18 protein-coding genes are annotated in these 18413 nt (G+C 67.3%); 13 read left to right on the forward strand and 5 right to left on the reverse strand.

The features are described from left to right. Positions 1-63 precede the first annotated feature (63 nt). Entirely contained in the window at positions 64-1263 is a 1200-nt protein-coding gene (locus tag FXF75_RS09250) for a pyridoxal phosphate-dependent aminotransferase (RefSeq protein WP_205427394.1), read from the reverse strand. Positions 1264-1647: 384 nt separating this feature from the next. Here FXF75_RS09250 and FXF75_RS09255 point away from each other — a divergent pair, with 384 nt between their 5' ends. The 3 genes from FXF75_RS09255 (at position 1648) to FXF75_RS09265 (ending at position 4162) form a co-directional block, all read left to right on the forward strand. Continuing rightward, complete coding sequence (locus FXF75_RS09255) at positions 1648-2541, forward strand: 1,4-dihydroxy-2-naphthoyl-CoA synthase (RefSeq protein ID WP_163521599.1); 894 nt, start codon at positions 1648-1650, stop codon at positions 2539-2541. Positions 2542-2671: 130 nt separating this feature from the next. After that, complete coding sequence (locus FXF75_RS09260; RefSeq protein WP_163521600.1) at positions 2672-2977, forward strand: hypothetical protein; 306 nt, start codon at positions 2672-2674, stop codon at positions 2975-2977. A gap of 159 nt (positions 2978-3136) precedes the next feature. After that, entirely contained in the window at positions 3137-4162 is a 1026-nt protein-coding gene (locus FXF75_RS09265) for an NAD(P)/FAD-dependent oxidoreductase (protein WP_163521601.1), read from the forward strand. A 36-nt stretch (positions 4163-4198) separates the two neighbouring features. On the opposite strand, the gene FXF75_RS09270 is transcribed toward FXF75_RS09265, so the two are convergent. Next, a complete protein-coding gene (locus FXF75_RS09270; protein ID WP_163521602.1) occupies positions 4199-5017 on the reverse strand; it encodes a YihY/virulence factor BrkB family protein in 819 nt (272 codons plus the stop codon). 261 nt (positions 5018-5278) lie between these two features. On the opposite strand from FXF75_RS09270, the gene FXF75_RS09275 reads away from it, so the two are divergent. From FXF75_RS09275 to FXF75_RS09305, 7 genes are all read left to right on the forward strand, one after another. Further along, positions 5279-6220, forward strand: a complete 942-nt coding sequence (locus tag FXF75_RS09275; protein ID WP_205427397.1) for a 1,4-dihydroxy-2-naphthoate polyprenyltransferase — start codon at positions 5279-5281, stop codon at positions 6218-6220. A gap of 5 nt (positions 6221-6225) precedes the next feature. Next, positions 6226-7359: a mandelate racemase/muconate lactonizing enzyme family protein gene (locus FXF75_RS09280; protein ID WP_163521604.1), complete on the forward strand. Its 1134-nt coding sequence runs from the start codon at positions 6226-6228 to the stop codon at positions 7357-7359. Continuing rightward, on the forward strand, positions 7352-8902 hold the full coding sequence (gene menE, locus FXF75_RS09285; protein ID WP_163521605.1) for an o-succinylbenzoate--CoA ligase: 1551 nt from the start codon (positions 7352-7354) through the stop codon (positions 8900-8902). Before FXF75_RS09280 ends, menE begins: the two co-directional genes overlap by 8 nt. Positions 8903-9296: 394 nt before the next feature. Beyond that, positions 9297-10034, forward strand: coding sequence for an NRDE family protein (locus tag FXF75_RS09290; protein ID WP_163521606.1), 738 nt, complete (start codon positions 9297-9299; stop codon positions 10032-10034). A gap of 25 nt (positions 10035-10059) precedes the next feature. Then, entirely contained in the window at positions 10060-10404 is a 345-nt protein-coding gene (locus FXF75_RS09295) for a MarR family transcriptional regulator (protein ID WP_163521607.1), read from the forward strand. A gap of 116 nt (positions 10405-10520) precedes the next feature. After that, on the forward strand, positions 10521-11438 hold the full coding sequence (locus FXF75_RS09300) for an MOSC domain-containing protein (RefSeq protein WP_163521608.1): 918 nt from the start codon (positions 10521-10523) through the stop codon (positions 11436-11438). Between the two features lie 192 nt (positions 11439-11630). Next, the gene (locus FXF75_RS09305; RefSeq protein ID WP_163521609.1) at positions 11631-12317 is read left to right on the forward strand and encodes a ZIP family metal transporter; all 687 of its coding nucleotides are present in this window, start codon (positions 11631-11633) and stop codon (positions 12315-12317) included. 58 nt (positions 12318-12375) lie between these two features. Here FXF75_RS09305 and gatA read toward each other — a convergent pair whose 3' ends face one another. Both gatA and gatC read right to left on the reverse strand, forming a co-directional pair. Continuing rightward, on the reverse strand, positions 12376-13650 hold the full coding sequence (gatA, locus tag FXF75_RS09310; RefSeq protein WP_163521610.1) for an Asp-tRNA(Asn)/Glu-tRNA(Gln) amidotransferase subunit GatA: 1275 nt from the start codon (positions 13648-13650) through the stop codon (positions 12376-12378). A gap of 34 nt (positions 13651-13684) precedes the next feature. Continuing rightward, positions 13685-13963 (reverse strand): Asp-tRNA(Asn)/Glu-tRNA(Gln) amidotransferase subunit GatC, encoded by a 279-nt coding sequence (gene gatC, locus FXF75_RS09315; RefSeq protein ID WP_163521611.1) that lies wholly within the window; start codon positions 13961-13963, stop codon positions 13685-13687. Positions 13964-14251: 288 nt separating this feature from the next. On the opposite strand from gatC, the gene FXF75_RS09320 reads away from it, so the two are divergent. Beyond that, the gene (locus FXF75_RS09320; protein WP_163521612.1) at positions 14252-15220 is read left to right on the forward strand and encodes a transcription initiation factor IIB family protein; all 969 of its coding nucleotides are present in this window, start codon (positions 14252-14254) and stop codon (positions 15218-15220) included. Positions 15221-15410: 190 nt separating this feature from the next. Continuing rightward, positions 15411-15893, forward strand: a complete 483-nt coding sequence (locus FXF75_RS09325; protein WP_163521613.1) for an NUDIX hydrolase — start codon at positions 15411-15413, stop codon at positions 15891-15893. 17 nt (positions 15894-15910) lie between these two features. Here FXF75_RS09325 and FXF75_RS09330 read toward each other — a convergent pair whose 3' ends face one another. Continuing rightward, entirely contained in the window at positions 15911-16546 is a 636-nt protein-coding gene (locus FXF75_RS09330; protein WP_163521614.1) for a hypothetical protein, read from the reverse strand. Between the two features lie 372 nt (positions 16547-16918). Here FXF75_RS09330 and FXF75_RS09335 point away from each other — a divergent pair, with 372 nt between their 5' ends. Then, entirely contained in the window at positions 16919-18397 is a 1479-nt protein-coding gene (locus FXF75_RS09335; RefSeq protein ID WP_309221784.1) for a flippase, read from the forward strand. The last annotated feature ends 16 nt before the right edge of the window (positions 18398-18413 follow it).

Genomic DNA, 18413 nt, shown 5'->3' on the forward strand with positions numbered 1-18413 from the left:
GGTTTCAGAGTCCTCGAAAATAATTCCTTACCTTCGATGCGAACAGTTCGCATGGCCGAACCGCTACGTCTCGTCGCGCACGAACGCCTCGATGCGGTCGAGTCCCTCCTCGATGCGGTCGAGGCTGTTGGCGAAACTGATTCGGAGGTAACCCTCTCCGGCGTCGCCGAACCCGTCGCCGGGGGCCGTGACGACGCCGCGTTCAGAGAGGAGTCGCTTGGCGACGTCGAAGCTCCCGCCCGGTAGGTCGCTCACGTCGAGGAAGGCGTAGAAGGCTCCCTCGGGCCGGGGACAGGAGACCACCGGCATCTCGGCCACGCGCTCGACCACGAAGTCCCGGCGCTCCTCGAACGCGGCCTTCATGTCGGCGACAGGTTCCTGCGGTCCGGTGAACGCGGCCAGCGCGGCCTGCTGGCTCACGCTCGACGGGCAGGCGGTCGTGCTCTCGCCGATGTGCGAAACCGCGTCCACCACCGATTGGGGTCCCGCGAGCCACCCGAGTCGCCACCCCGTCATGGCGTAGGTCTTCGAGCAGGAACCGACCGTCAGCACGTTCTCGGGCGAATCGACGTAGGACGCCGCGCCGCGGAACTCGCGGTCGTAGGTCAGGCGACCGTACACCTCGTCGGCGACCACGTAGGCGTCGTGGGCCGCGGCGGCATCCACGACCTCAGCCACCGCGTCCTCGTCGTAGACCCGGCCGGTGGGATTCGACGGGGAGGTCAGAATCACGGCCGCGGTGTCGTCGCCGATGCGGTCGGTCACGCGCTCGGGGTCGAGGTCGAACCCGGAGTCGGCGGGCAGCGGGACCGTCACCGGGGTCGCTCCGGCCAACTGGACCTGATTCACGTAGTTGGGCCATGCCGGCGTCGGCACGACCACCTCGTCGCCGGGACCGGCGAGCGCCATCATCGAGAGCGAGAGCGCCTCCATCGCGCCGGTGGTGACCGTCACCTGCTCGGGGGAGTACTCGACGCCGCTCTCGCGGGCCATCGTCTCGGCGATTGCCTCCCGGAGCGGCGGGATACCGGCGTTCTCGGTGTACCGGGTCGCGCCCTCGCGCGCCGCGTCGGCCGCGGCGTCGACGATGTGCTCGGGCGTGTCGAAGTCGGGTTCGCCGACTTCGAGGCGGACCAGTTCGCGGTCGGACTCGCGTCGGGCCTCCTCGGCGAGACCGAACATCACCCGAATCTTCGAGCGTTCGAGGCTCCGGGTCCTGTCGGCGAGTCGGGCGGACGCGGCCTGCTGGCTGGCGTCGGACATGGACGTAGGTCACGGAGCGGTGGGTGAAGTAAGTTCGCTCCGCGGAAATGACGACTCGAAAGCGTCGCTCTGGGCAGGTGACACAGACTACCGAGCGGTGGCCGACCGACGAACCGCCTCGGGCGGATAAAGGGGCCGGTCGCTCGCGGGCCGCAGGCCCGTGGTCGTCTGAGTCGGCTACTATTCGAGGCGAGCGAAGCGCTGCCGAGAATATCCGACTCAGACGACCGCGAGCGACCGGGGGCTTTCTAAACCCTCTCCCCCACTCCGCTGTCGTTTGTGCTGGCGATTTGACGACCCGAGTGTGGTGCAAAACTACTCGAATCCCGCTACCGACACCCCGAACAAGCAATCTTTTTCCTCGCACCGACCCCACGCCGACACATGGTATCCGAGATTTTCGACCCCGAGGCGTGGGAGTCCGCGGGACCGAAGTTCGACGACATCACCTACCACCGGGCGGTCGATTCCGGCACCGTCCGCATCGGCTTCGACAGGCCGGAGGTCCGCAACGCCTTCCGGCCGAAGACGGTGGACGAACTCTACGACGCCCTCGACCACGCCAAGCGCCAGACCGACGTGGGATGCGTCCTGCTCACGGGCAACGGTCCCTCGCCGAAGGACGGCGGGTGGGCGTTCTGCTCGGGCGGCGACCAGACCGTCCGCGGCGAGGAGGGGTACGAGTATCGCGGCGAGGACGGTAAAACGGACCAAGCCGCGAAGGGCGGCCGCCTCCACATCCTCGAAGTCCAGCGCCTGATTCGCCATATCCCCAAGCCGGTCCTCTGCGTCGTGCCGGGGTGGGCGGTGGGCGGCGGCCACAGTCTCCACGTCGTCTGCGACATGACCATCGCGAGCGAGGAACACGCCGTGTTCAAGCAGACGGACCCCGACGTGGCGTCGTTCGACGGCGGGTTCGGGTCGGCGTACCTCGCCAAGCAGGTCGGCCAGAAGAAGGCCCGCGAAATCTTCTTCCTCGGGCGGAACTACGACGCCGAGGAGGCCGCGGACATGGGCATGGTCAACGAGGTGGTACCCCACGAGGAGTTGGAGGAAGTCGCGCTGGAGTGGGCCGAGGAGATGAACGCGAAGAGTCCGACCGCGATGCGGATGCTCAAGTACGCCTTCAACGCCACCGACGACGGGATGGTCGGCCAACAGGTGTTCGCGGGAGAGGCCACCCGACTGGCGTACATGACCGACGAGGCTCAGGAGGGCCGCGACGCCTTCGTGGAGGGTCGGGACCCCGAGTTCGACGAGTTCGATTGGCACTACTGAGTGCGTCCGTGTGCGTCGGTCTCGAAGGCGTCTGAACGCGCTCGAAGCTGAGTATGCCGGGGCGCGGAGTTCGTATCGACTCTGACTGGTAAGAAAATTTTTATTCTAGAAGGTCTAAATTTCTTCCGCGATGAGAAGACGAAAACTCCTCCGAGGTATCGCGTCGGGTACCGCGGTCGCGTTCGGCGCTTCGGCCGCGGCCACCGCGTCTGCGACCGAGGTCGAACCGGCTAGCGAACTGAGCGTCGAGGAACTCGACGACGACGCCCGCGTGACGACGTGGGAAGACGGCGAACGCGTCGATAGGCGAGTCGGCGACATCGACGGCGACATCGAAGACGTCGTCGCCGACCCGCAGGCCGACTGCTGTAAGGCGTTCTGTCATTCGGACTGTCCCATGATGTGTGTCTGTTGCGTCTGGGTGTCCGACTGCTGACGGGAACGCGACGCGTCTCCATCGGTTAGCTCGGCGTCCGTCGGCGGGTCTCCCGTTCCCGGTTCGGTCGGCCGCCGTCGACGGTCCGGCCGAACCCCGTCCACGGCCGAACTCGCCCTCGCCCGCCGACTTAAGGCTCTTAAGTCCTAACAGTCGCACATGACCGACAGTTCTCGGGAGTACGAGGTCGCGGTGGTCGGGGGCGGACCCGCGGGTCTCACGACCGCGTTGTACACGACCCGACTGAGTCACGACACTGTCGTCGTGAACCGCGGCGGCGGGAGGGCCGCGATGATGGCCGACACGCACAACGTCATCGGCGTCACCGAGGACGTCTCGGGGAAGGAACTGCTCAAGACCGCCCGCGAGCAGATTCAGCGGTACGGGGCCGACTACGTCAAGGGCTTCGTGGAGTCGGTCGAACGCGGAGCGGACGGCCGTTTCCGGCTCTCGACCGGCGAGGGGAACCCGGATTTCGTGGCCGACCGGGTCGTCCTCGCGACCGGATTCAACGACGTGCGGCCCGACCCGCCGCTCCCGCCGACCGGCCGCGGACTCCACTGGTGTCTCCACTGCGACGCCTACATGTTCGTGGACGAACCGGTGTACGTGATGGGAACCGGCGAGTCGGCCGCCCGCGTGGCGATGATAATGCTCAACTTCACCGACGAGGTGGACCTGCTGACCCGCGGCGACGACACCGAGTGGAGCGACCGGACCGACCGCCAGCTCCGCGCCCACCCCGTCGAAATCGTCGAGGAGGAGGTCGTCGGGATGGAGAAGGGCGATGACGGGTGGCTGGCCGGGTTCGAGTTCGAGGACGGGACCTTCCGCGAGTACCGCGGCGGGTTCCCGATGTACGGGTCGGACTACAACGCGGAACTGGCCGACCAATTGGGGTGCGAGCGCACCGACGACGGGAACGTGGCCGTCGGCGAGTCGGGCGAGACCAGCGTCTCCGGCGTCTACGCGGTCGGCGACCTCACGCCGGGCCACAACCAGATTCCCGTGGCGATGGGAGAAGGCGCGAAGGCCGGAATCGACATCCACTACGGTCTCCGGGAGTTCCCGAAGTCCGTCGAAGAGATAGAGACCGAGGGCGGAGTCTCGACCGACGAGGTGCCGAGCATCTCCGAGGAACTGCGCGAGGCGGCCCGCGACTTCCGGGCCGCGGGCGACGACTGACGGTTTCGGACGGTGAGGTCTTCGCGTTCTCGTCCGCTACTCCACGTCGCTCGCGGTCACGCCGTGGAGGACCGCATTGAGCGTGGCACCCACGAGGAGGATGAACCCGCCGAAGTAGAGGAACGTCGCCAGCAGCAGGACTCCGCTTATCACGCCGAACGCCTCGGAGCGGGCCACGAACTCGACGTAGAACTGGAATACCACCTGAAGGAGCGTCCACCCGACCGCGGTGAGGACCACGCCCGGGAGTACTTCGACCCAGCCGAGCGGCACCTCGGGGAACACGTAGAACATCGGGTAGAACGCGACAGTGAGACCGACGACGAGCGCGACAGGCCGGAGGACTCCGCCAAACGGCAGACCTCCGGGAAGGATGACCGCCGACCACGTCGCGGCGATGACGATGACCGCGACTCCGAGCGCCGCGAGCACGACGAACGCGTCGCGCATCTGGTTCGGGAGGTTCGCGCCACGCTCGGCGCCGTAGATGTCGGTGAACGCCTTGTCGAGACCGTTGAACACCGCGAACGCGCCGAATCCGAGGACGGCGACACCGACGACGGAGCTACCGGTGTTCGACACCGCGGTCTGGACCGCGTCGCGGACGATGCCGCGAGCGTCGCCCGGAAGCTGTCCCGCGGTGACGTCGAGCAGGTGGTCGGTCAGCACCCCGTGAGTCAGGACGGCCGCCACCACCACGAGCAGGAACAACAGCGGCATGATGGAGACGAACGCCTGATAGGCTATCGCGCCCGCCATGAACGGAACGTCCGTCGCCAGCGCGTGCCGGACGACGGCCTTCGCCAACTCGTAGGGTCGGCCGAAGGAGGCGGTCCGAGCACCGGTGTCGCTCATACCGGGTGACTACGTGCGCTCGCTCCTTTCGCGTTGTGACCGCGGGACGGTTCACGTCGTAACCGTAGGGAGGGTGAGAAACTGCGTGTCCCGCATCTCCGTTTAAGTACTTCTGGCGACAAGGAGTAGATACGAGCGAAGACGGCTTCTCAGGGCGCGTAACTTCGGACAGCGACGGGTTTCTCGCTCACAGGGATTTGCGGTACCGTCGCTTCCGCCCAAACCACAGATGCTATTGTTCGGTCGCCGTAACTGCCGACAATGAGCGACATGGCTACCGAACACTCCCGCCGCGAGGCGTGGCTGATGGCCGCCCGGCCCCACACGCTTCCGGCGGCCGCGGCACCCGTCGTCGTCGGCGTCGGTCTCGCCGTCCACGAGGGCCTGTTCGCGCCGCTCCCGGCGCTGGCGGCGTTCGTCGGCGCGGCACTCATCCAGATTGGCACCAACTTCGCGAACGACTACTACGACGCCGTGAAGGGCGTGGACACCGACGAGCGCGAGGGGTTCACCCGCGTCACCCAGTCGGGACTTATCCCGCCGAACGAGGTCAAGCGTGCGATGTACGCCACGTTCGGGTTAGCGATACTGGTCGGCGTGTATCTGGTCGCGGTCGGCGGTCTCCCCATCCTCGTCGTCGGTCTCGCCAGCGTGGTCTCCGGCATCGCTTACGCCGGGGGACCGTACCCCCTCGGGTCGCACGGTCTCGGCGACCTGTTCGTCTTCGTCTTCTTCGGCGTCGTCGCGGTGACGGGCACGTTCTACGTGCAGGCCGCCAGCCTGCTCGCCGGGCCGTTCCCGATGGGAATTCCGGAGGAGACGGTCACGTTCGGCGCGTTCCTCGCCAGTCTCCCGGTCGCGGCCATCTCCACGAACATCCTCGTGGTGAACAACGTCCGGGACCTCGAAACCGACCGCGAGGCGGGCAAGCAGACCCTCGCCGTCCTGCTCGGCTACCGGGCGAGCAGGGCCGAGTTCGTCGGCCTGCTGGCGCTCTCCTACGCGATTCCGGTCTGGTTCTGGCTGGCGCGGGGTCACTCGCTCGCGGTCCTCCTCCCGCTCGCGACCCTGCCCTACGCCGCGTCGGTCGCCCGGACCGTCATCACCGACAGTTCGGGCGAGGCGCTGAACCCCGCGTTGGAGCGTACCGGGAAACTGCTGGCCGGACACTCGGTACTGTTCGCGCTGGGCCTGATAGCGTGACACCCATGAACGCCGAACTCCGGCCCTTCTCGCTCCCGCTCTCGGACCCGCTCGACACGGCCCGGGGGACAATCGAGCGCCGCGACGGCCTGCTGCTCCGGTTGGAAGCGACGGAGACCGACTCCGGGTCGGCGTCCGAGGGCGTCACGGTCGGCGTCGGCGAGGCGACGCCGCTCCCGGGGTGGACCGAACACTACGACGAGTGCGAGTCCGTTCTCGCGGACACCGCCGAGGCGGTGGACGGCGGAGCAGACCCCGCCGACCTGCTCGCAGACCTCGATTCGACTCCGGCCGCGCGCCACGCGCTCGACCTCGCGCTCGCGGACCTGCACGCCTCGCGCGACGGCGTCCCGCTCTACCGATACCTCGCCGAGTGCGGCCGGAGCGCGTCCGACCGAGGCGCGACCGACCCCGAAACGACGGACCCCGAGACGCCCGACCGCGACGCACCCCCACTCGTGAAGAGCGTCCCGGTCAACGCGACGGCCGGCGACGCGCCCGCCGAGGAGACCGTCGCGGAGGCCGAACGCGCCGCGGAGGCCGGGTTCGACTGCCTGAAACTGAAAGTGGGCGCTCGTCCGCTGTCGGCCGACGTGGAGCGAGTCGAAGCCGTGAGCGAGGCGCTGCCCGAGGTAGAACTCCGGGCCGACGCGAACGCCGCGTGGGACCGCCAGCAGGCCCAGCAGTTCCTCGACGCAACGGGCGACCGACTCGCCTACGTCGAACAACCCCTGCCCGCGACCGACCTCGCGGGTCTCGCCGCGCTCTCCGGGCCGGTGGCGCTGGACGAGACGCTGGCGGCGGTCGAGTTCGACGACGCCCTCGACGCGAACCCGGAGGCGGTCGTCCTGAAACCGATGGCGCTGGGCGGTCCCCGTCGGGCGGTCGAAGTCGCCGAGCGCGCCCGCGAGGAGGGAATCACGCCGGTCGTGACGACCACCATCGACGGCACCGTCGCCCGGACCGCGGCGGTCCACGTCGCGGCCGCGATTCCGGGCGTTCCGGCCTGCGGACTGGCGACGCGCAAACTGCTCGAATCGGACCTCGGTCCCGACATCGCGCCGGTCGCCGACGGCCGGGCGGTGGTCCCGCAGGGCGCGGGCAACGGCACCGCGGACACGTGGGGGTACCATGACTGAGCGCGGGAGTTCGGACGGTTTCGGCGCGGAGACGGACGACTGGCTGGCGGAGCGCGCGCGGACCGCACCGGAGGCGGTGGCGCTCGTGGAGGCCGACGACGGCACCGAGTGGACCTACGCCGAACTGGACGCGGCGGTCGAGGAGACCGCTGGCCGACTCGCGGCGCTCGGCGTGCGGGCGGGCGACCACCTCGGCGTGCTGATGGAGACCCGGGTCGCGTTCGTCCGCCTCGTCCACGCCGCGATGCGCCTCGGCGGGGTGCTGGTACCGCTGAACGCCCGCCTCGCTCGGCCGGAACTCCGTCGGCAGGCCGCGGTCGCGGACCTGACCCTGCTGGTCTGCGAGACCGCGACGGAGAGCGACGCGGCCGCGATTTCCGAGGCGCCGGTCGCGTCGGTCGATTCGCCCGAACGAGCGGGCGGGGACGCCGTGGCGGCCCTGCGCGAGCGCGACCCCGCCGACTTCGAACCGGCGTCGTGGTCGCGCGCGGACCCGCAGGCGATGCTGTTCACGTCCGGGACCACGGGCGACCCGAAGGCGGTCGAACTCGCGATGGGCAACTTCCGGGCGAGCGCGACCGCGTCGGCCTTCCGACTCGGCGTGACGCCCGACGATAGCTGGCTGCTCTGCCTGTCGATGTACCACATGGGCGGCCTGTCGGTGGTCCTGCGGTCCGCGCTCTACGGGACCACCGTCGTCCTGCAGGAGGGGTTCGACGCCGGGGCGGCCGCCGACGCCGTCGCCGAGTACGGCGTCACGGGCGTCTCGCTCGTGCCGACGATGCTCCGACGGATGCTGGACGCCCGCGAGTCGCTCGCCAACTCGCTCCGGTTCGTCCTGCTGGGCGGTGCGCCCGCGCCCGACGAACTGATTTCGCGGTGCGAGGCGCGGGGCGTGCCGGTCCACCCGACCTACGGCATGACTGAGACCGCCTCCCAAATCGCCACGGCCCGGCCCCGCGAGGCGTTCGGGCACCGCGGGACCGTGGGCCGACCGCTCCTCGGAACCGACCTGACCGTGGTCGGCGCGGACGGTGACCCCCAACCCGCGGGCGAGACCGGGGAACTCGTCGTCTCCGGGCCGACCGTGATGCGGGGCTACTACGGCGACCCGGAGGCCACCGCCGAGGCGTTCGGCGAGTACGGTCTCCACACTGGCGACGTAGGCTACCGCGACGAGGCGGGCCGGGTCTGGGTGCTGAACCGCCGGACCGACCGCATCATCACCGGCGGCGAGAACGTCCACCCCGGCGAGGTGGTCGAGGTCCTGCGCGACCACGACGCGGTCCGGGACGCCGCGGTCGTGGGTCTCGACGACGAGGAGTGGGGCGAGCGCGTCGCCGCGCTCGTCGTGCCCGAAGCGGGCGAGAATCTCGCTGTCGAGGACGTGGTCGCCCACTGCGAGGACCGACTCGCGGGCTACAAGCGACCGCGGACCGTCGCGTTCGCCGACGAACTCCCTCGGACGGCCTCGGGGACGGTCGAACGCGAGGCGGTCCGGGAGCGACTCCGGGACGTGAGGGACCCGGACGCCGAGAACTGAGAGGTTCGCGGACTGTCGCCAACTACCGGACCCACTGGGCGACGATTCGAAGTAACGCACTCGGTGAAACCGCTACGGGAGCGCCCGCTGACATCCCTACAGGATGCGCCCGACGACACCGCCACAGGATGCGCCCGACGACACCGCCACAGGATGCGCCGCGAGGGCCTCGTGCCCGAGCACGCGGGGAGGGACGGGGCGCGGTGGCAGTGCAGTGCTGTGCGGTTGCGGTCTGATTTGCTCGAGCAGTAGCTAGCTTTTCTCGACGATTCTTCGGTTCGACGGCCGAGACCAGAACACGACGAGACCGCCACACGGCCATCACAGAACCACTCAGGCAGAGTCGAGCTATCGACCCGCGACTTTTTAGCCTGACAGGTCCGTAGCAGTAGTCGTGTGCACCCTCATCCTCGCGTGGCAGGTGTTCGACGCGACGCCGGTCGCCGCGGCGGCGAACCGTGACGAGGCGCTCGGCCGCCCTTCGCGGCCGCCGGGAGTACTTGACCGCGACCCGACCGTGGTCGCGCCGAGCGACGAAGAGGCGGGCGGAACGTGGATAGGATACAACGAGGCGGGCGTGTTCGTCGCGGTGACCAACCGCCGGACGGACATCGACGGCGAGCGCTCGCGCGGCCTGCTCGTGCGCGACGCCCTCGCCCGAGAGAGCGCGAGCGACGCCGTCTCCCACGTGGAGGCGGAACTCGCCGAGCGCGAGTACGCCGGGTTCAACCTCGTCGTCGCCGACGCCGACGAGGCGGCCCTGCTGGAGTGGGACGGCGTCCTCAGGACGACCCACTTCGACCCCGGCGTCCACGTCGTGGTCAACGACGGCTACGACGACGCCGCGACGAAGTCCGCTCGCATCCGCGAGGCCCTCCGCCCTGATGCCGCCGGGACCGCCGAGCGCCCCGACGCCGATGTTGGCGTCGAAGCGTGGTTCGAGCGCGCGAAGGAGGTCCTGCGCGACCACGACATGGAAGTCTGCGTCCACGGCGACGGCTACGGCACTCGGTCGTCGTCGCTGGTCGCGGTCGATTCGACCGGGGAGGGCCGCTACTGGTTCGCCGATGGCAGACCCTGCGAGACCGAGTACGAGGTCGTCACGCCGCGCGACGAGGACGGTCAGTTTTAAACGGCTCGGGGACCGTGTTTCGGGTATGGCAGTATCCGAGGAGGACCTCACCGAGGAGGAGCGCGCGGGTCTGGAACTCGTCCGGCAGTCCGGCGGCATCCACCAGAGCGACTTCTGGAAGGAGTTGGACGTCGATTCCCGGAAGGGAAGCCGCATCGTGGACTCGCTGGACGACAAGGGTCTCGTCCAGCGCGAGGAGACGGTCTACGACGGACACAACACCTACCTCATCACGCCGGCGGCGCGCGACCTCGACTTCTCGCTGCTGATGGCGGGCGACATGCTCTCGCCGTTCATCGGCGAAGAGGAGGTAGACGCCGAGAGCGACGCCTTCTCGCAGTGGATTATGAACCTCGCGTACAGCGAGTAATCGGACCCGCCTGCGAGTGATTCGGCCGGACCGGGTGAATCGGCCGAGCGCGTTCGTTTTTCGACGTTCTTACGCCGTTCAGTGGGTTTTTCCTGTCAGCAGTGAAACGACCGTCCATGTCCGATTGGCACGGCGACCACCCGGTTACCGTACTCGGCGAGGCCGACCCGCACCTCGCGCACGTCCAGTACTTCCCCGTCAAGTCGCTCGACGCGGAACTCCGCGAGCGAGCGACGCTCTCGACAGACGGTGCGCTCGCGGGCGACCGCGAGTGGGCCGTACTCGACCGCCCCGCCGACGCGCCCTACGACCCCGACGCGGCCGACGTCGGCGGGAGCGGCGACTACGTCAACGGGAAGAAGACCGACGCGGTCCACCGCCTCCGCTCGGAGTTTCACCCCCGTGACGAGGGCGGCCCGGCGGTCACGCTCCGGGAACAGGGTGACCGCGAGGGCGAGGCCCGGCGCTTCGACCTCGCCGAGACCGGGGACGACGAGGCCGCGGTCCACGCCGACCTGAACGCGTGGCTCTCGGACTACTTCGGCCGGGAGGTCAGCGTCCGGCGCGACGAGACCGGCCAGCACGACGACCGAAAGCGCCACGGGCCGACCGTCGTCTCGACGGCGACGCTCCGGGAGGTCGCGGCGTGGTTCGACTTCGACCTCGACTCGGCACGGAGACGGTTCCGCGCCAACCTCGAAATCGGTGGCGTGCCGCCGTTCTGGGAGGACCGCCTGTTCGGTGACACCGGCGAAGTCGTCCGGTTCCGCGTCGGCGACGCCGAACTCACCGGTGTCCACCCCTGCCAGCGCTGCGTCGTCCCCGGCCGCGACCCGGACACGGGCGCGGAGACGCCCGACTTCCGGGAGACGTTCGTGCGCCGACGCGAGGAGACGATGCCCGCGTGGACCGCGGGCGACCGATTCGACCACGCGTTCCGATTGATGGTCAACACCCACGTCCCCGAGGCGTCCGACGGGGCGAGCATCGAGGTCGGCGACTCGGTGGAGCGACTCGACGTGCGGTCGGTGTGAACAGTCGCAGACGGTCCGCCGGCACCTTCCGCCGATGTTCACTACTTCCCTCGTGCCGTAGGTGGTCGAGATGGCGTTCCGACTCGTTCGGTCGTGGGTGTCGGCGGAGTGTGCCCTTCATCGCCGGGTCGAGACGAAACTGAGTTCGACGCACGCGAGGGACGAGAGGAGTGATAGTGCGTGTCGCTGTTGATGGCGACGCTCGTCGGAGTGGCGGCGTCGAGCGCGCTGGTCGTCGGCGCGGTGTTGGGGACCTACTGGCGACCGCCGACGGAGGTAGTCGCTGCCGCGCTCGCGTTCTCCGCCGGCGCGCTCATCACCGCAGTCGCCTACGACCTCTTCGAGGACGCGTTCAAAACCGGGGGAATCTGGCTCGCTGGCGGCGGTCTGTTGGTCGGCGCGGCGGCGTTCATCGTCGCCGACGCCAAACTCGAAGCCGAGTACGACGAGGAGTCGTCGGGGTGGGCGCTCGTGGCCGCGGTGACGCTCGACGGCGTCCCCGAGAACCTCGCGCTCGGGGTGGCGCTCATCGGGAGTTCCGTGGGGCAGATTCTGGCGCTCCTCGGGGCCATCTTCGCCTCGAACCTGCCGGAGGCGCTCGGCGGCGCGCAGAACATGAAGGAGAACGGTCGGTCGAATCGGTTCGCCGTCGGCGTCTGGGTCGCCACCGGCGTCGTGTTGGCGGCGTCGGTCGTCGTCGGCAACGTCGTGTTCGCGCAGTTCGGCAAGACTCCGCTGGCGGCGGTCCGGGCGTTCGCGGGCGGGGCGGTGCTCGCCTCGGTCGCCGACGAGGTGATGCCGGACGCGTACGAGGCGGGCGGTCCCTACGTCGCCTTCGGCACGGTAGCCGGGTTCCTGACGACGTTCGTACTGTCGTGAGAACGGGCGGTGGTCGCGGTACCGACCGGAACCGCAGGTCGGTCCGTCGAGACGTCGGCTACTGTTCGACGGCGCTGCCGACCCGGATAATCTCCTCCTCGCCGAACGCCGGACCGACGAACTGGATTCCGACCGGCAGGTCGTCGGTCTCGCCCGCGGGCACCGAAATTGCGGGCAAGTCGGCCAGATTCACCGGCACCGTGTTGGCGTCGGCGAGGTACATCTGGAGCGGGTCCTCCAGACTGTCGCCGACCTCGAAGGGCGTGGTCGGCATCGTCGGACTCGCCAACACGTCCACCGACTCGAACGCCTCGTCGAAGTCCTGCTTGACCCACGCGCGGGCGTCCTGCGCCTTCTCGTAGTACTTGTCGTGGTACCCCGCGGAGAGGGCGTAGGTCCCGAGCAGGATGCGGCGCTTGACTTCCTCGCCGAACGCTTCGCGCGACTCGCTGAACGCCTCGTTCCAGTTGCCCTCGAACCCGCCGGAGTTGCCGTAGCGCACGCCGTCGAAGCGCGCGAGGTTCGAGGAAGCCTCCGACATGGCGATGACGTAGTAGGCCTCGACCGCGTGTTCGACCGAGGGCAGCGAAACTTCCTCGACAGTCGCCCCCTGCTCGCGGAGGTCGTCGAGCGTCGCCTCGAAGCGCTCGCGGACACCGTCGTCCGCGCCCGCCACGAGTTCGGTCGGGACGCCGATGGTCGTGCCCTCCACGTCGCCGGTCGCGGCGCTGGCGTAATCGGAGTCCGCGCCTTCCTCTCGGGTCGTGGCGTCGTTCTCGTCCGGGCCGCTGATGACGTCGAGCAGTTCGGCGGCCTCTTCGACGGTCGGGGCGAGCGGACCTATCTGTTCGAGACTGTTGGCGTAGGCGACCAGACCGTAGCGCGAGACGAGTCCGTAGGTGGGCTTGATGCCGACGACACCGCAGAACGCCGCCGGATTGCGGATGGAACCGCCGGTGTCGCTCCCGAGCGCCAAGTCGGCCTCGCCCGCGGCGACCGCGGCCGCGCTCCCGCCCGACGACCCGCCGGGAACGCGGCCCGGTGCCACCGGATTCTCGGCCGGGCCGAACGCCGAGGTCTCGGTCGTCGAACCCATGCCGAACTCGTCCATGTTGGCCTTGCCGACGATGGTCGCGCCCGCGTCCGTGAGACGCTCGACGACCGTGGCGTCGTAAGGCGGGACGTAGTCGTCCAGCATCTCGGACCCGCAGGTCGTCCTGACGCCCTCGGTGCTGATGTTGTCCTTGACGGCGACGGTTCTTTCGGCGAGGGGACCGTCGGACTCGCCCTCGATGGTCTCCTCGGTGATGAATACGTTGTAATCTGCGCTCATGGTTACGTAGTAGTAGTAGTTCGTCGTGGGGAAGTTACGAGACGTTCGGTCCCTTGAAGTAGCCGTCCTCGGTCTCCGGTGCGTTCGCCAGCGCCTCCTCCTGACTCAGACACTCGCGGACTTCGTCCTCGCGCATGACGTTCACGAGGTCGGTCTCGCGTTCGACCTCGGGCACCTCGTCGAGGGTCTCGAAGTAGTCGAGGATATCCGCGAACTGGTGGGTGAACCGCTCGACCTCGTCGTCGTCGAGTCCGACGCGGGCGAGGTCGGCGATGCGACGGACCTCCTCGGGACCGGGAGACGTGTCGCTCATGTTCGTCACAACCCGTGGGCCAGCGGTAAGGGTTTCGATAGCGGACCCTCGAACCAAGTATTAAAGATTGGTGAATGCTGGTGTCAGAAGAAAACCCAGAGAACTGCGGCTAGAGGCCCGAGACCACCGGAGACGCGACGAACGATGAATCGGAGAAACCGGTCGTTGCCACAGTCTTTAAGTAGCAATGGCCACAACTAGGAGACGTCTTCTGAATCCCGTTATCCGGCCGTCCCGTCTGCGGAGTACCGACCTATCTACCCACGGCTATCTCACCAGAAATCCAACATGACTGAAACACGCACCCGACCACACACCGACGAACGAGCGAACGAGGAATCCGAGCAAGAGTCCGAGGAACACCGCTGTCCCGAGTGCAGCGGTAACTTGGTCACCGACGACGAGCGGGGGGAGACGGTCTGTGCCGAATGCGGACTCGTCGTGGACGAGGACCAAATCGACCCCGGTCCGGAGTGGCGTGCGTTCGACGCCAGCGAGAAGGACCAGAAGAGTCGGGTCGGCGCGCCGACGACGAACACGATGCACGACAAGGGTCTCTCGACCAACATCGGCTGGCAGGACAAGGACGCCTACGGTAACTCGCTCGGGAGTCGCCAGCGAGAGAAGATGCAGCGTCTCCGCAAGTGGAACGAGCGCTTCCGCACCCGCGACTCCAAGGAGCGCAACCTCAAGCAGGCGCTCGGCGAAATCGACCGCATGGCCTCCGCGCTCGGCCTGCCCGACAACGTCCGGGAGACCGCCTCGGTCATCTATCGCCGCGCGCTCGACGAGGACCTCCTGCCCGGCCGCTCCATCGAAGGCGTCGCCACTAGCGCGCTCTACGCCGCGGCCCGGAAGGCGGGCACGCCGCGCAGTCTGGACGAAATCACCAACGTCTCGCGGGTCGAGAAAGACGAAATCGCCCGAACCTACCGCTACGTCGTCCGGGAACTCAACCTCCAGATTCAGCCCGCCGACCCCAAGAGCTACGTCCCGCGGTTCGTCTCGGACCTCGGTGTGAGCGAGGAGGTCGAACGCCGCGCCCGAGACCTGCTGGACACCGCGACGGAGAAGGGAATCCACAGCGGCAAGTCGCCGGTCGGTCTCGCCGCCGCGGCCGTCTACGCCGCCGCGCTACTCAGCAACGAGAAGGTGACTCAGAGCGAAGTCAGCGACGTGTCCGACATCAGCGAGGTCACGATTCGGAACCGCTACCACGAACTACTCGAAGCGAAGGAAGACGGCATCGCCCTGTAATTCTCTTTCGTGGCGTACGTGGTAAGTCACCCCGCAGAGACGGGGGTAACTCTCTCGGAGACCGAAGTGGCGCTCACAGCGGCCGAAGTCGCTCACACAGACGTTCGAGCGTCGGGTCTGTTTCTGAATCCCGGTCCGAACTAGAACTCCGACCGTAATTCACATGCGTCACCTCTCCGTTCGGCCGGTCATGGAGACGACCCGTCACTTCACCGCGACAGTCTACGTCGTCCACGACGGCGCTATCGCCCTGCATCACCACGACAGACTCGACATGTGGCTCTCGCCGGGCGGTCACGTGGACCGCGACGAACTCCCCCGGGAGACCGCCCGACGGGAAGTCCGCGAGGAGACCGGTCTCGACGTGGACCTGCTGGAACCCGAGACCGGCGTCGAAGTCGAGGCTGGCCGGGAACTCGCACCCGCCGAACACGTCATGCTGTTCGACATCGATGTCTATCCTGACGGCGAAGTCGGCCATCAGCACATCGACCACGTCTACTTCGCCCGAGCGGCGGACCGCGACATCGACCCCGAGGGCGACGACGAGGCCGACGCCGAGGCGTGGGAGTGGTTCACCCGTGAGGACCTCAGAGCGGCCGACGAACTCACCAGCGAGGTCGTGGAAATCGGTCTGGAGGCCATCGAGAAGGTGGAGGAGCGGTCCGAGTAGTCGCCACTCGGTTCGGTCTACGACTCGTCGATGTCCAGCGTGACCGTCAGCGGCCCGCTGGCCTCCTCGAACGAGAAGGCCCCCGAGTAGCGGTACGTGTCCACCGGGTCCTCGTTGCCTTCGACGGTCCCGCCGACCTCGCCGCGGACGACGTTGCCCTCGACGGTATCGACGCCGAGCGTTCCGGCCTTCGGTCCCTTCTCGACCCGGCCGGAGACCCGGAACTTGTACGAGACCTTCTCCTCGGCTTCCAGCGTAATCGTGTTTGGCAGTTCCTCGTCCTCGGTCGTGTCCTCGACCACTTCGCCGTTAATCAGCACCCTGCCCGGACCGCTAAGTTTCAGCTCCGTGATTTCGCCGGTGAAGAGCCAATCGTCGTAGCGGCCCTTGCTGACCGCACCTTCGGCGGTGTTCTCGTCGACGAGGGTGTCGTAGCCGTCGCGGTTGGCCTCGCGCTTGAGTTCGCCGCTGACGCTGACGCGGTACTCGAACGTCGCGTCGCCCGCGGCCTCGAATCGCAGGCGATTCCACTCGTCCGCGCTCGCGGTTCCGGCCATCCCCGCGCCGAGGAGTCCGGCGGCGGTCGTGCCTTTCAACATCGTTCGGCGGTCCATCCCGTCGGTCGCTTCTGATTCTCGGATTTCGTCAGTCATCGTCTGAACCCGTTTCCCGCATCGACTCCAAATCGTTTAATCGGGGACGTTGCTCAATCCCGATTAAACTGCTTTTAGCTCCGTTTAGACAGGATTTTCAGGAGAAACACAGCATTTCCCAAACGTTCGTCGGTAGTCTGACGGCGGGACGGTCCTCGGCCGGAGGCGAACGGAGGCGAGAGCGAGAACAAGCGCGGCCTGACTCGGAGTACCGACTCCCTAAGCGCGGGACATGGTGGGTAGAACAAAAGCCGTCTCAGTCCATGATACCGCCAACATGAGTTGGTCGGTCCAGGGCCTCCGAGACGTATCTAGCCTCGCCGCGAGTCGGAGAATCGACGTGACCGCGGACTGCTCGACGGAGGGGGAAGCGTGGCCGTAAAGGACAGTCTCGCGCGCGGTCTGAAGATGACGTTCTTGGCGCGGAGCGTCCACGTACTGTCGAACGCGGTACTGATGGTCCTGCTGACTCGGTTCCTCCTCAGCCCCGAAGAGTACGGCATCCTGTTTCTCGCGCTCTCGATTATCGGCGTCGCGCGCCTGTTCAGCGACCTCGGTCTCGCGAAGTCCGCGGCGCGCTACGTGACGGAGTTCAAGGAGTCGGACTCCTCGCAAGTACCCTACGTCTTCGAGACGGCGCTCAAGTACCGACTGTTGTTCATCGGCATCGTCGGATGCGGACTCGCGCTGGGTCGGCACTACGTCGCCGACCTCGTCGGAGAACCCGCGGTCGCCCCGCTGTTGCTCGTCGGCTCGGTGTATCTCGGATTCCACTCGCTCAGCGTGTTCAACGCGCTGCTGTTTCAGGGGTTCAATTGCGTCTCGTGGAGCGCACTCGTGCAGGTCGTCAACAACGTCAACCGAATCGTCTTCGCGGTCTTGTTCGTCTTCGTCCTCGGGTTCGGCGCGTTAGGTGCCCTTCTGGGCTATTTAGTCGGTGCGGCGCTGGGGATGTGCGTCGGCTTCGTCGTCCTCTACAAGTACTTCTACAGTAACTACGAGAAGGCCGACGAACGCGAGGAGGGACTCTCCCGCCGGATTCTCGAATACAGCGCGCCGATGACGATAACCCGCGGTGCGGGCGTCCTCAACACGAAAATCGACACCATCCTCATCGGCGTCCTCCTCAATCCGGCCGCTGTGGGCTTTTACACACTCGCGAAGCAGATATCCTCGTCTCTCACGGTTCTGGCCGGGTCGCTCGGGTTCAGCATCTCGCCGACCTACGGCGAACAGAAGGTGAACGAACGACTCGACCAGGCTTCGCGGATGTACCGCAAGACCCTCGAATACACGCTCTTGCTCTACCTCCCCGGCGCTGTCGGCGTCATTATCGTGGCCGAACCGACGATTCGCATCGTCTTCGGCGAGGCGTATCTGTCCGCCGCGCCGGTTCTGCAGGTGCTGGGAATTTACGTGGTCCTACGAGCGATAAACGAGACGACGACGAAGGCCCTCGACTTCCTCGGCCGGGCGCGCGTTCGGGCCGTCGCCAAAGGTTCGACTGCGGTCGCCAACTTCCTCCTGAATCTGGTTCTCATCCCGATGCTCGGTGTCATCGGGGCCGCGGTGGCGACCGTGATTACCTTCGGAATATACACGCTCGTCAACGTGTTCGTGATGTACTCCGAACTCCCGTTGGACTCGAAGCGACTGCTCCGACCGGTCGGACTCATCGGCGTCATCACTGCCGGGATGGGAGTTCCGGTCCTCGTCGCCACCCAGTACGTCTCCGACGTGTTCTCGCTGGTCGGAGTCGTCCTGTTCGGTGTCGCCATCTGGTCCGCGCTGGCGATTCAGACAGGACTGTTAGATATCGGCTCGACGAAATCCTTCCTGTCGAGTGAGTAGTATCCGCGTGTTTTCC

It is taken from the genome of Halorussus sp. MSC15.2, assembly GCF_010747475.1.
In the GTDB taxonomy this organism is placed as follows: Archaea; Halobacteriota; Halobacteria; order Halobacteriales; family Haladaptataceae; genus Halorussus.

Coding starts and splice junctions, on each gene's coding strand:
- FXF75_RS09330 (WP_163521614.1), bottom strand. CDS start 16,546: ATGACTGACGAAATCCGAGAATCAGAAGCGACCGACGGGATGGACCGC.
- FXF75_RS09255 (WP_163521599.1), top strand. CDS start 1,648: ATGGTATCCGAGATTTTCGACCCCGAGGCGTGGGAGTCCGCGGGACCG.
- FXF75_RS09295 (WP_163521607.1), top strand. CDS start 10,060: ATGGCAGTATCCGAGGAGGACCTCACCGAGGAGGAGCGCGCGGGTCTG.
- FXF75_RS09325 (WP_163521613.1), top strand. CDS start 15,411: ATGGAGACGACCCGTCACTTCACCGCGACAGTCTACGTCGTCCACGAC.
- FXF75_RS09300 (WP_163521608.1), top strand. CDS start 10,521: ATGTCCGATTGGCACGGCGACCACCCGGTTACCGTACTCGGCGAGGCC.
- menE (WP_163521605.1), top strand. CDS start 7,352: ATGACTGAGCGCGGGAGTTCGGACGGTTTCGGCGCGGAGACGGACGAC.
- FXF75_RS09280 (WP_163521604.1), top strand. CDS start 6,226: ATGAACGCCGAACTCCGGCCCTTCTCGCTCCCGCTCTCGGACCCGCTC.
- FXF75_RS09320 (WP_163521612.1), top strand. CDS start 14,252: ATGACTGAAACACGCACCCGACCACACACCGACGAACGAGCGAACGAG.
- FXF75_RS09250 (WP_205427394.1), bottom strand. CDS start 1,263: ATGTCCGACGCCAGCCAGCAGGCCGCGTCCGCCCGACTCGCCGACAGG.
- gatC (WP_163521611.1), bottom strand. CDS start 13,963: ATGAGCGACACGTCTCCCGGTCCCGAGGAGGTCCGTCGCATCGCCGAC.
- FXF75_RS09260 (WP_163521600.1), top strand. CDS start 2,672: ATGAGAAGACGAAAACTCCTCCGAGGTATCGCGTCGGGTACCGCGGTC.
- FXF75_RS09305 (WP_163521609.1), top strand. CDS start 11,631: ATGGCGACGCTCGTCGGAGTGGCGGCGTCGAGCGCGCTGGTCGTCGGC.
- FXF75_RS09275 (WP_205427397.1), top strand. CDS start 5,279: ATGAGCGACATGGCTACCGAACACTCCCGCCGCGAGGCGTGGCTGATG.
- FXF75_RS09270 (WP_163521602.1), bottom strand. CDS start 5,017: ATGAGCGACACCGGTGCTCGGACCGCCTCCTTCGGCCGACCCTACGAG.
- FXF75_RS09265 (WP_163521601.1), top strand. CDS start 3,137: ATGACCGACAGTTCTCGGGAGTACGAGGTCGCGGTGGTCGGGGGCGGA.
- gatA (WP_163521610.1), bottom strand. CDS start 13,650: ATGAGCGCAGATTACAACGTATTCATCACCGAGGAGACCATCGAGGGC.